The sequence below is a fragment of the Sphingomonas sp. R647 genome, from assembly GCF_020177055.1.
GTDB lineage: Bacteria > Pseudomonadota > Alphaproteobacteria > Sphingomonadales > Sphingomonadaceae > Sphingomonas.
In genome coordinates this window covers 113,436-126,264 of the sequence record NZ_JAIQXT010000007.1, presented here as the reverse complement: position 1 = coordinate 126,264, position 12,829 = coordinate 113,436, and the positions used below count along the sequence as shown (strand labels likewise).

6 protein-coding genes are annotated in these 12,829 nt (G+C 64.8%); 2 read left to right on the top strand and 4 right to left on the bottom strand.

What is annotated here, in order from left to right:
- The first annotated feature begins 45 nt into the window (after positions 1-45).
- Positions 46-1,455, top strand: coding sequence for a sugar porter family MFS transporter (locus K9B35_RS17750; protein WP_224923331.1), 1,410 nt, complete (start codon positions 46-48; stop codon positions 1,453-1,455).
- Positions 1,456-1,510: 55 nt separating this feature from the next.
- Here K9B35_RS17750 and K9B35_RS17745 read toward each other — a convergent pair whose 3' ends face one another.
- Positions 1,511-3,013 carry a tryptophan halogenase family protein gene (locus tag K9B35_RS17745; RefSeq protein WP_224923330.1) on the bottom strand — a complete coding sequence of 501 codons (1,503 nt, stop codon included), beginning with the start codon at positions 3,011-3,013 and terminating at the stop codon, positions 1,511-1,513.
- 258 nt (positions 3,014-3,271) lie between these two features.
- On the opposite strand from K9B35_RS17745, the gene K9B35_RS17740 reads away from it, so the two are divergent.
- A complete protein-coding gene (locus K9B35_RS17740; RefSeq protein ID WP_224923329.1) occupies positions 3,272-6,547 on the top strand; it encodes a TonB-dependent receptor in 3,276 nt (1,091 codons plus the stop codon).
- 193 nt (positions 6,548-6,740) lie between these two features.
- Here K9B35_RS17740 and K9B35_RS17735 read toward each other — a convergent pair whose 3' ends face one another.
- From K9B35_RS17735 to K9B35_RS17725, 3 genes are all read right to left on the bottom strand, one after another.
- A complete protein-coding gene (locus K9B35_RS17735) occupies positions 6,741-7,886 on the bottom strand; it encodes an endo-1,4-beta-xylanase (RefSeq protein WP_224923328.1) in 1,146 nt (381 codons plus the stop codon).
- A 72-nt stretch (positions 7,887-7,958) separates the two neighbouring features.
- Positions 7,959-10,340, bottom strand: coding sequence for a glycoside hydrolase family 3 N-terminal domain-containing protein (locus tag K9B35_RS17730; RefSeq protein WP_224923327.1), 2,382 nt, complete (start codon positions 10,338-10,340; stop codon positions 7,959-7,961).
- Positions 10,337-12,739, bottom strand: a complete 2,403-nt coding sequence (locus tag K9B35_RS17725; protein ID WP_224923326.1) for a glycoside hydrolase family 3 N-terminal domain-containing protein — start codon at positions 12,737-12,739, stop codon at positions 10,337-10,339. The genes K9B35_RS17730 and K9B35_RS17725 overlap by 4 nt, the downstream gene beginning before the upstream one ends.
- Between the last annotated feature and the right edge of the window lie 90 nt (positions 12,740-12,829).

Genomic DNA, 12,829 nt, shown 5'->3' with positions numbered 1-12,829 from the left:
AACATAAGCGCGGACCCACCGCGCGTCAGGAGAGGGAGAAGCGCTTTGACAAAGACCACAGCGGCGCAGGCCAATATGGGCCTGATCACCGCGATCGTGGCGGTGGCCACCATCGGCGGCCTGTTGTTCGGTTATGACAGCGGGGCGGTGAACGGCACGCAAGAGGGGCTCAAGAGCGCCTACCTGCTCGATGATGCCGGGCTCGGCTTTACGGTGGGCTCGCTGCTGATCGGCTGCACCATCGGCGCATTCCTTGCCGGGCGGCTCGCCGACATGATCGGTCGGCGCAATGTGATGATGCTGTCGGCGGTTCTCTTCCTGATCGGCGCGCTGATTCAGGGCTTTGCTCCATCGCAGCCGGTGTTTGTCATCGCGCGCATCATGGGCGGCATGGCGGTCGGCGCGGCTAGCGTGCTGTCCCCCGCCTATATCTCCGAAGTCGCCCCTGCCAACATCCGCGGGCGCATGACGACGGTGCAGCAGATCATGATCATCACCGGCCTGACCGCCGCGTTCGTGGTCAACTACTATCTGGCGCAAAGCGCGGGCAGCTCGACCAGCGGCTTCTGGCTTGGCCTCGAAGCATGGCGCTGGATGTATCTGATGCAGGCCGCACCCGCAGCGGTGTTCCTGGTGGCGCTGCTGTTTATCCCGGAAAGCCCGCGCTACCTGGTGTCCAAGGGCCGCGATGAAGAGGCGATGCAGGTGCTGACCAGCCTGTTCGGCGCCGACACCGCCGCGACCAAGCTGGTCGAAATCCGCAACAGCTTCTCCGCCGATCACCGCCCGCGCTTGTCCGACCTGATCGACCCGAAAAAGGGTGGGGTGCGCGGCATCGTCTGGGCGGGCCTGTTGCTGGCGGTGTTCCAGCAGCTCGTCGGCATCAACGTGATCTTCTATTACGGCGCAACGCTGTGGCAGCTCGCCGGCTTTACCGAAAATGATGCGCTGCTGATCAACATCGGATCGGGCGTCGTGTCGATCCTGGCGTGCTTCGTCACCGTGCTGCTGGTCGACAAGATCGGGCGCAAGCCGCTGCTGATGGCCGGTTCGCTCGGCATGGCGGCAACGCTGTTCACGATGGTGTTCGCGTTCAGTCAGGGCTCGCTCGATGCGGAAGGCCAACTGGTGCTGTCGCCGCAGATGGGGATGCTCGCGGTGATCGCCGCCAACATCTACGTGATCTTCTTCAACGTCAGCTGGGGCCCGGTGATGTGGGTGATGCTGGGTGAGATGTTCCCCAACCAGATCCGCGGATCGGCGCTTGCCGTCGCCGGCTTCGCGCAATGGGGATCGAACTATCTGATCGCTCAGACCTTCCCGATCATGGCGACCGGGCTGGGGCTGACCGTGACCTACAGCTTCTATGCGGTCTGCGCCGCGATCAGCTTCTTCCTCGTCCGCGCCTTCATCAAGGAGACGGCGGGTCGCGAGCTGGAAGAGATGGAAGGCTGAACAAACCTTCCACAAAAGGGGCTGGGGCGGGGGGCAACCCCCGCCCCTTTTTTACTCAGGCGGCGCAGTTCTGCCGGATATACTCGGCATGGTCGGGCATATAGTCGACCGACTTGGCGACCGCGCTGGCGATGTGCGCGAGCCGGTCGCGCGTCTCGGCCAGCGTCAGCAGCTCCGCGACCGGGTCGTAGCGCGACCAGCGCATCCCCTGACCTACCATCACCGCGAACCAGCTGGTGTCGTTGAACAGCTCTTCATGCTCGCGGAAGCAGCGGCCCGAGCTCTCGAACACGCGCATCTTCTCCGCCAGCCGCTCCGGAATCGGCATCGTGCGGCAATGGTTCCAGAACGCTGAATCGGTGCGGTCGGTGACGCAATAATGCAGGATCAGGAAGTCGCGGATCAACTCGCTCTCCTCGATCATCAGCCGGTTGTAGCGCGCGCGCTCGGCCTCGGCGAAGGTCGAGTCCGGGAAGTTGGACAGCAGGCGCGCGATGCCGGTCTGGATCATCCAGATACTGGTCGATTCAAGCGGCTCCATGAACCCCGCCGACAGTCCGATCGACACGCAATTGCCTTCCCAGAAGCGCGCGCGATGCCCGGTCGTAAAGCGGATGAAGCGCGGATCGGCCAGCGCCTCCCCATCGAGATTGCCGAGCAACGTCGCCGCCGCCTCGTCGTCGCTGATATAGTCGCTGCAATAGACCATGCCGTTGCCGGTGCGATGCTGCAGTGGAATGCGCCATTGCCACCCGGCACTGCGCGCGGTCGAGCGGGTAAAGGGGGTGAGGCCGCCCGGCACCGATGCGCACGGCACGGCGACCGCACGGTTGCACGGCAGATGCGCCGACCAGTCGACATAAGGCACGCCGAGCGTCTTGCCGATCAACAGCCCGCCAAAGCCCGAGCAGTCGATGAACAGCTCACCCGCCACGCGCTCACCCGACTCGAGCGCAACTGCGGCGATATGGCCGCTCTCGCCGTCGCGTTCGACATCGACGATACGGCCTTCGACCCGCTTGACGCCCATCCCCTCGGCCAGCTCGCGCAGATACAGCGCATAGAGGCCTGCATCGAAATGATAGGCATAGGCGATGCCCGACAGCGGCGAATTGCCCGCATCGACGGGCGGCATGAAGCGATTGGCGCGGCCTGCGCTCGCCATCAGCGAAAAGGCGTCGACATTGGCGAACTGCGGCTCCTGCGCCAGCCGCTGCCAATAGGCGTGGAAGGACACGCCCTCCATATCGATCCCATATTTGCCGAACGGATGGAAATAGCGGCGCCCAAGCCCGCCCCAGTCGACAAACTCGATCCCCAGCTTGAAGCTGCCCTTGGTCCGGCGGACAAAGTCATTCTCGTCGATGCCGAGCAGCCGGTTGAACGTGCCGATCTGGGGGATCGTCGCCTCGCCGACGCCGACCGTCCCGATCGCGTCCGACTCGACCAATGTGATCGTCGCATAATCGGGGCCGAGAATGCGGGCCATCGCCGCCGCCGTCATCCATCCGGCAGTGCCGCCGCCCACGATCACGATCGATCGGATCCGTTCCGCCACGCTTTTTCCTCCCCAAATCGTTGTGCAGCATCGCTGCAACATACGCGTCATTTTCTTTCTGGTAGCGCACAACATCTCTTGCCGAAAGCTGCGCATTGGCTTAAGCAAAAGAAATGTTAGCGCTACCTTATTGGCGCAACTGGGCAGAAGAGCCGCCAAGGCTCTCGAACGAGGAGGGGATGGATGTCGAATTGGCGGAAGCGTGTGCGCGCCGAAGGTCGCGCTGCATGGGGACTCGGAGTTTCGACGGCTGCGCTGATGACAGCGCTGGCCATGCCGAATGTCGCACTGGCACAGGATGCGCCGGCGGCTGAGGAAGCGACCGATCCGGATACCGTTGTCGTTACGGGCTTCCGTGAGTCGCTGCAAAGCGCTCAGACGCGCAAGCGCACGTCCGACACGATCGTCGACTCGGTGACCGCCGAGGATATCGGCGCACTCCCCGACCGTTCGGTGACCGAAACGCTTCAGCGTATTCCGGGCATCTCGATCAACCGCTTCGCCGCCGGCGTCGATCCCGACCACTTCTCGGTCGAAGGCTCGGGCGTCGTCGTGCGCGGCCTCACCTATGTCCGTTCGGAGTTCAACGGGCGTGAGGCGTTCACCGCTAATAACGGTCGCGCGTTGAGCTTCGCCGACGTTCCTTCCGAACTGCTCGGCGGCGTTGACGTGTTCAAGAGCCCGTCGGCCGATCGCGTCGAAGGCGGCATCGCCGGCGTCGTCAATCTGCGCACGCGCCTGCCCTTCGACAAGAAGGGCTTCGTGATGGCGGGGTCACTCGAGCTCAACTACTCCGACTTTGTCGAGAAAGCGTCGCCGACCGCCGCGCTGGTGGTCAGCAACACCTGGGACACCGGGATCGGTGAAATCGGCCTGCTGGGCAGCGTCTCCTATTCGCAGCTGTTCTCGCGCGCGGATCGCTTCCAGGTTTCGAGCTTCCGCGTGCGTCCGATCTATTCCGACGGTACCCGCACCGATGTGGTTCCGTTCGGCACGGCCACACAGCGCGGCAGCGGCCTGTTCCCGCGCGGCGCGGTGATCGGTACGCAGGAATTCGAGCGTCGGCGCTTCGGCTATGCCGCCGCCGCCCAGTGGCGCAGCAACGACCGCCGCGCCGAGGCGACGTTCCAGTTCCTGCGCTCCGACGCGCGCCAGGCCTGGACCGAGCACACGATCGAAATCGCAACCGATAACGTCGAATCCAACGGGGACTCGCGCGCCCGTGACGGCACGTCGATCGCGTTCGACTCCTCGGGCCTGTTCGAAAGCGGCGTGATCACCGGCCCGACCGGCTGGCGCGACGACCAGAATACCGCAGGCAACATTCGTACCCCGGCATTCGGGTTGCAGTCGAACAACATCCGTCGCGATCATGACGAACGCGCGGTGACCGACGATTATGCGTTCAACTTCCGCTATCAGGTCACCGACAACCTCAGCGTCAGCATGGATTATCAGCATGTCGACTCGTTCGTCGACATCATGGACAACGGCCTGTGGACGTCCTCCTATCAGGACGTCGGAATCCGGCTGAACGGAAGCAATCTGCCAACGGTGGACTTCCGCGGGCCGCAAAGCTGCCCGACGCTGCCCTGCACCGGCACGCCGGGCGGCGCGGCTGACTATCCGGCCTATTATACGGGTACGAACAACAGCTTCGCCTCGCCGGCCAACACCTTCTACCGCTCGGCGATGGACCATATCGAGGCGAGCACGGGTAACTCCGACGCCTTCCGCCTCGATGCCGAGCTGTCGTTCCCGGAGGACAGCTTCTTCAAGTCCGTCCGCGTCGGTGGTCGTTACGCCGATCGTGATCAGGTTGCCCGCTTCTCGACTTATAACTGGGGTCGTTTGAGCGAGCAGTGGGGCAATGGCGGTCCGGTCTGGCTCGACGATCCGGTCGACAATGTCCAGGGCGGCAGCGGCGGCGCCCCGCTTCAGGGCTATCAGCAGTTCTGCTTCACCGACTTCTTCCGTGGTTCGGTCAGCAATCCGCTGAACGGCCAGTGCCGTCCGTTCTACAGCGCGAATACGACCACCCCTTCGGGTTATCTCGCCTATATCGATTATGCGAACCGCATCAACCGCGAGTGGGAACCCACGACCACGGGTGCAGGCGGGCGCGTGATCAATGGCGGCTGGCGCTCGCTGGCGGATCGCCCCAACGCGATTGCGGGGACGCCGTTTACGCCGGGTGAAATCAATCCGCAGCAGGAGATCAACAAGGCCGCGTACGTGATGCTGCGCTTCGGCAACGAGTTCGGCAACGGCATGAACCTCAGCGGCAATGTCGGGGTGCGCTACACCACCACCAACCGCAAGTCGCAAGGCTTTGTCGAATTCCCGTTCTCGCCCGATTTCCCACCTGACCCCACGGCCTGCCAGACGTCGATCAACAACGTGGTTGCCGGCACCGGAACATCGGTGGATCCGCGTTGCGCACTCTCGCCCGCACAGCTGACGCAAATCAGCAGCTATTTGAATGGTGCGATCGTCGCGAACAATTTCGACCTCGACTATGACTATTGGTTGCCGAGCCTCAACGTGAAACTTGAGGTGGGTGGCGGACTTCAGTTCCGTGCAGCCTATTCGAAGGGCGTCGCGCCGCCCTCGCTCGGCCTGGTGCGTAACTACTTCCCAGTCGGTGTAACCGCACGGCCGCTCGTCGGTTCGAATGGCGCGCAGATTCCGGTCGTCGTCACTCCTGTCGCGCCAGGAACTGGTGCGTTCGGCTCGGACGGGGTCATCGCTCCGGGGCAGGTCGCAATTCAGGGTACCTTCAACGCGGGCAACCCCGAACTCGTCCCAACCGAGGCCGATAGCTTCGACATCACCGCCGAATGGTATTTCTCGCGGGTCGGTCAGCTCACTGCATCGCTGTTCTACAAGGAACTGCACAAGGTGCTGACCAACAGCACCGTGCGCCGTACCTTCAGCAACAATGGCCAGACGTTCGAGGCGGTCGTGACGACGCCGGAAAACTCACAGGCGACGGGTAAGATCAAGGGTTTCGAAATCGCCTATCAACAGGTGTTCGACTTCCTGCCCGGACCGCTCAAGGGGCTCGGCCTGCAAGCCAACTACACCTATGTCGCGAGCGAGGGCGTGCCGCAGAGCACGCTGTCGGAAACCGATCCGGATGTGGCCGCTGGTCGCCAGCCGACGATTTCCGGCACGAATTTCCCGCTCCAGGGTCTGTCGGAGCATCAGTTCAACATCACCCCGTTCATCGATATCGGGCCGGTGTCGGCGCGTGCATCGTATAGCTGGCGTTCGCAATATCTGCTGACGCTGCGCGACGTGATCACGCCGTTCGATCCGATCTTCCAGGAGGATTACGGCCAGCTCGATGCGTCGATCACGATCTCGATCACCGATCAGCTGAAGCTCGGTATTCAGGGCGTCAACCTCACCAACTCGATCACCAAGACGAGTGCGGCGGTGACCGACCAGAATGGCGATATCCGACTGGTCCCGCGCGGTTGGTATGTGAACGACCGCCGCGTCACCGGCATGATCCGCTTCAACTTCTAAGGGGCAATCTTCCCAACCTCCCCGCCGCCGCCCCTCCCAGGGCGGCGGCATTTTTTTTGTGGGGTGGAGACGTGTCCGTAAGCGGAGCGGCACAAAAAATGCTGCGCAGCACGATGGCTGCGCAGCGATTTGTTTTGGAAGGACCTGGGACCCGCCGACCCGCCGCGGAAACGCGGCGGGTCGGCCCGTTCGATCAGGCGATCGGCTTCGCCTCGGCGAACAGCCGCGCCAGTTCGTGCCGCATCGGCTTGGCGCGGAAGCTGCTGTCATAGGGGCAGCAGCGCTGCGGCAGTCCGTCCTTGCGCGGGGCGAAGCCTTGCAGCCAGCTATACTTGTCGACCATTCCCCAGGCGAGCACGTCGCGCAGCTGCGGATAGGACAGCATCAGCTCCATATAGGCGCGCAGATAGGCGACGACGCCTGCGTCACGCTGCGCCGGATCGCCGGGCAGGGCGTTGTCCTTGACGTCGAGCTCGGTGATGACGAGGCGATAGCCCATGCCGACCGCCTCATCGACGAACTTGCGCCACTCCGTCTCCTGACGTGGGCCGAGGCCGGTCGCCGGATCCAGCGTAAACATCTCGATATGGCTCTGGATGCCCAGCGCATCGACCGGCACGCCGCGCTTGCGGAAGCCCTCGAGCAGCTTGAGCACCCCGGCGCGGTGCTTCTCGTTGCCGGGTTCCCAGCTCATATAGTCGTTATAGACCAGTTCAGCGTTCGGCATTTCCGCGCGCGCGGTGTGGAAGGCGAGGTCGAGCACCGGTTCGACGCCACCCATCGCCTTGGACAGCGAGGTTTCGACCAGCCCAGAGGTCTCGGGATCGACCGCCTCATTGACCACGTCCCAGCTACGGATCGTGTCCTTGTAGCGGCGCATCACGGTCTGGACGTGATCGGTCAGCAGTTTCTCCGCCGCCGCCTTGGGTGCAGCGCCAAAGTCATGGTCGTTCAGCCAGTTCGGAAACCATTTCGGGCGATGCCACAGCAACGTGTGACCGCGCACGTCGACGTTCTTTGTCCGCGCCCAGGCGACCATCGCGTCGAGCCGGTCGAACCGATATTCGGTCGCGGACGGCCGGATCGACTGCCACTTCATCTCGTTCTCGGGAACGATCAGGCCGCACTCGCGCTCGGTGACTGCGGCATAGGCCGGGTTATTGAACGACCCCGCATCCGCGCCTGGCGGTGCCCAGGCGACGGCAGTGCCGAACCGCCGGCCCTTGCTTTTGGCGGCGGCGTCGATTCCTTGCGGCGGAAGGCTCGCGCCAGCTGAAGTCGCGGCGACAAGCGGAAGCGCGGCAATGCCGGCGAGCGTCTGACGTCGGGTCGGGTTCATTTCGGCTCCTTGTGATTTGCCAGTTGTGCTTTGGGCCGTCCGCACGATGCATCGTCGGACAGGCACGCGTGCTCAGACGATCGTCAGCAACGCGGACTTGAGCGAATCGGAGCTGTTGCCGACGCGGATATCGACTTCGCCGGCCTCGACGATCTCGCGCATGTTCGCATCCCACAAGACGAAGGTTTCGGCGGGCAGGTCGAAGCGCACAGTGCGCGCGGCGCCGGGCTGGAGCGTCACCCGCTCGAACCCCTTGAGTTGCAGCACCGGCTGAGTCACCGACGCGGTGCGGCGGCTGATATAGAGCTGCACCACCTCGTCACCCGCACGCGTGCCGGTGTTGCGCACCTCGACCGACACGCTGACCTTGCCGTCGCGGTGCATCGTTGCGGCGGATAGCGTCGGGGCACCGATCGCAAAGCTCGTGTAGCTCAGCCCATGCCCGAACGGGAACAGCGGCGCCTTGTCGGAGAACAGGTAACCGCGCCGGGCCGATGGCTTGTGGTTGTAGAAAGACGGGACTTGCCCGGCATCGCGGATGACGGTGACCGGCAGCTTCGCACCCGGATTGATCCGGCCGAACAGTGCCTCGGCCATCGCTGTGCCGCCCTCTTGCCCCGGATACCAGCATTCGAGCACCGCGTTCGCCTTGCCCACCACCGCCGGCCAGCTCGGCGGGCGGCCGTTGATCGCGGCGATCACCAGCGGCTTGCCGAGCGCGGCCATCGCCGCGACCAGTTCATTCTGTTCGCCGACGATATCGACGCTGGTCCGGTCGCCGAGATGGGTCTTGGCAAAGCCTTCACGGCTGGTCTGTTCGGTATCGCCGATCGCCAGCACGATCGCATCCGCGCCCTTCGCGACCTCAACCGCCTGCGCGATCAGCGCGCGGTTCTTCGCCGGATCGGCGAGCAGCACTTCGTCTGCCGACCGGTCCTCGCTCTGCGTGATGAACACGCCCTGCGCGGTCAGCAGTTCGACCGTGTCACCAATCAGCGCGCGCAGCCCTTCGATCAGGCTGACGGTCTGTTTCGGCACGCTCGAATAGCCGCCCAGCCGCGCGATGGCGTGGTTGGGGCCGATCACCGCGAGCTTGCGAACCTTGCCCTCGGCGAATGGCAGCGTCCCGTCATTGGTCAGCAGGCACAGCGACTTGCGCGCCGCCTCCAGTGCCAGCGCGCGCGCTTCCGCATTGCCGGTGATGCGTTCGGCCAGCGCGGCGTCGCCATAGGGGTTTTCGAACAGGCCGGCGCGGAACTTCAGCGTCAGCATCCGTGCGACCGCGCGATCGATCGCGCTGACCTCGACCTTGCCCGCGCGCACCTGATCGACCAGCGTCCGGAACGCCATGCCATCGGGCAGCTCGCTGTCCACGCCCGCCGCCAGCGCAAGCCGCGCGGTTTCGGCAAGATCGGCGGCGACGTGATGAATGCTCTCCAGCTCGTTGACCGCGCCATAATCGCTCGAAATCAGCCCGTCGAAGCCCCATTCGCCGCGCAGCACATCGCCGATCAGCCAGGTGTTGGCATGGCTCGGCACGCCATCGATCTCGTTGTAGCTCGGCATCACCGAAGCGATCGATGTGCGCTTCACGATCTCGCGGAATGGTGGGAAGAAATATTCGCGCAACTCGCGCTCGGACAATTGCGCCGGGCCGACATTGACGCCGCTTTCGGGCTGGCCATGACCGGTCATGTGCTTCAGCGTCGCATAGACCTTGCCGTCTGCGAGCCGGTCGAACTTGCCCGGCCCCTGCAATCCCTCGACCGCCGCGACGCCCAGCTCCGCCACCAGATAGGGGCATTCGCCGAACGTCTCCTCGATCCGCCCCCAGCGCGGATCGCGGACGATATCGACCACGGGGGAGAGGACGTAGGGGACGCCGCGCGCCCGCGTCTCGCGCGCGATCACCGACTGGACGCGCTGCATCAGATCACGGTCGAACGCCCCCGCCAGGCCAATCGCCTGCGGGAACATCGTCGCATCGGTCGCCATATAACCGTGCAGCGATTCCTCATGGAACAGCACTGGGATGCCGAGCCGCGTGTCATTGAGCGCCCAGCGCTGCATCGCGTTGATGAATTCGACCGTCTCGCGCGGGGTGCGCCAGCGCGCGGCGGTGCCGCCGGCCGCGCCGGTAATCCCCGGCACGCCGCGCTTGTCCGACGGGCGGGTGACATGGCCAACGCCATTGGGATAGGCCGCAGACGCCTTCTTCGCATTGAAGTCGAGGCCGTCCATGACCTCTTCCTTGCGCGCCCAGATGGCGATCATCTGGCCGACCTTTTCTTCCAGCGTCATCCGCCCGAGCAGGTCGGCGACGCGGGCGGGTATCGGCGCGCGCGCGTCCTTGTAGAGCGGCGCGGCGAGTGCGTGCGCGGCAGGGGCCAGTGCGACGGCACCAGCCGCTACCGATGCACCGGCGAGCAGGCGGAGTGCGGCGCGGCGCTTCACGGCGTCACCGCCAGCGTGACGGTCTGCAGTGTCGCGGAATCGGCGCCGGTCATGATCTCGAACTCACCCGGTTCGATCACCCGCTTCATGTCGATATTCCACATATGGAAGGCGTCGGGGCCGAGCGTCAGCTTGACCGTCCGCGTCTCGCCGGGCTTGAGCGTCACGCGGCGAAATGCCTTCAGCTCCTTGATCGGGCGAGTGACCGATGCGATCTTGTCGCGGACATAGACCTGCACCACCTCATCGCCTTCGCGCGCGCCGGCGTTGGTGACATCGACCAGCACATCGACGCTGCTCCCCGCCTTGACCGAGGTCGCCGACAGGCGCGGCGTGGACAAGGTGAAGCGGGTGTAGCTGAGGCCGTAACCGAACGGATACAGCGGCTTGGTCGTGTCGAACAGGTAACCGCGCTGTGCGCTCGGCTTGACATTATAGACCATCGGCAACTGGCCGACATGGCGCGCGACCGTCACCGGCAGCTTGCCGCCGGGATTGACGCGCCCGAACAACGCGTCGGCGATGGCATGGCCCTGTTGCTCGCCGGCATACCAGGTTTCGAGGATCGCATCGGCCTGCTCGGCGATCTTGGGATAGGATGGCGGGCGACCGTTGACGAGGACGACGACGAGCTTCTTGCCCAGCTTCTTCATCGCATCGAACAGCTCCAGCTGCTCGCCGACGAGATCGAGGCTGGCGCGATCACCCAGATGCGCGTCGGCCCATGCCTCGCGGCTGGTCTGTTCGGTGTCGCCGATGAACAGTAGGATGGTGTCGGCCCTGCGCGCGGTCTCGACCGCCTGAGCGATGCGCTTGCGGTTCTCGGTCGGGTCGGACAGCTTGACCTCGTCCGCCCACCAATCGTCATCCTCGGTGATCTTCACGCCCTCGGCGTGCACGATCTTCGCCTTGTCCCCGACCAGTGCGCGAATGCCCTGCAGCGGGGTCACGGTTTCGGGCGGGATGCCATAATAGCCGCCAAGCCGCGCGACGTCGGAATTGGGACCGATCACCGCGATCGTCTGCTGCGTGTCGAGCGACAGCGGCAGCGCCGCGCCTTCATTCTTGAGCAGCACGAACGACTTCGCCGCCGCCTTGCGGGCCAGCGCGACCGATTCCGGGCTGTGGTTGATCCTGGTGTCGGCGAGCTTGGCGAAAGGGTTTTCGAACAGCCCGGCGCGGAACTTGATGCTCAGCATGCGCGACGTGGCGGTGTCGATCGCGCTTTGGCTGACCTCGCCCTTGCGCACGGCGTCGAGCAGGGTCGAATAGGCGGTGGCGTTGGGCAGCTCGCTATCGACGCCCGCCGCGAGCGCGCGCTTGGCGGCATCCGCGTTCGACCCGGCGATCCGGTGGATGCCGACCATCTGCTCGATCGCATAATAGTCGCTGACCACCGCGCCGGGGAATTTCCATTCGCCACGCAGCACGTCGCCCAGCAGCCACTTATTGGCATGGCTCGGCACGCCGTCGATCTCGTTATAGCTTGCCATCACCGCCTCGACCCCGGTGCGGGTGACGACCGCCTCGAACGGCGGGAAAAACACTTCGCGCAGCGTGCGTTCGGCGATCGGCGCGGGGCCGATATTGGTGCCGCTTTCGGGCTGGCCATGGCCGGTCATGTGCTTGAGCGTCGCGAACACCTTGCCCGGGCCGAGCACGCGCGCGCGGTTGGTGCCCTGCAAACCCTCGACCGCGGCGACGCCCATTTCGGAGACGAGGTGCGGATCTTCGCCGAACGTCTCCTCGATCCGTCCCCAGCGCGGGTCGCGCGCGACATCGACGACGGGGGACAGGACGAGATGCACGCCGCGCGCGCGCACTTCGCGGGCAATCGCGGCGTTGATGTCGCGGATCAGATCGGGGTCCCAGGTCGAGGCAAGGCCGATCGACTGCGGGTAGCTGGTCGCATCCTGCGCGGCGAGGCCGTGCAGCGCCTCTTCATGGAACAGCACCGGGATGCCGAGGCGGGTGTCCTCAACCGCCCATTTCTGGACCGCGTTCACATAGGCGATGCTGTCGGCAATGCTGCGCGGCGGCGCGACGCGCGGCGACACCGGACCCTTGCGGTCCGACGGGCGGGCGAGCTGGCCCAGACCATGCGGGTGCTTGGCTTTCGCCTTGGCCGGATCGAACCGGTCCTGCGCGTCCTGAATCTCGATCTTGGTATCCCAGACCGAGGTGATCTGGGCGATCTTTTCCTCCAGCGTCATCCGCGCGAGCAGGTCCGCGACGCGCGTCTCCAGCGGCAGCTTGGCATCGCGATAGGGCGCGTTCGCCGGGGGGCGCTGTGTGCTGTCCTGCGCAGCGGTAGCAGCCGGGGTGGCAGGCGCGCTGGCCATCACTGCGGGCGTTGCCGATACGCTCGCCAGCAACAGGGCGACCCAAGCCTTTCGCATCTTCACTCTCCTGAATCGGACCGTAAAACGGTCTTTATTGTTAGCGCTAACATGATATGAGGCGGTTCAGCTTGTCAACCCGCGACCGGC

Bases quoted from the DNA above. Each gene is read 5' to 3' on its own strand.
- K9B35_RS17725 (WP_224923326.1), bottom strand. From the start codon at position 12,739: ATGCGAAAGGCTTGGGTCGCCCTGTTGCTGGCGAGCGTATCGGCAACG.
- K9B35_RS17735 (WP_224923328.1), bottom strand. From the start codon at position 7,886: ATGAACCCGACCCGACGTCAGACGCTCGCCGGCATTGCCGCGCTTCCG.
- K9B35_RS17740 (WP_224923329.1), top strand. From the start codon at position 3,272: ATGACAGCGCTGGCCATGCCGAATGTCGCACTGGCACAGGATGCGCCG.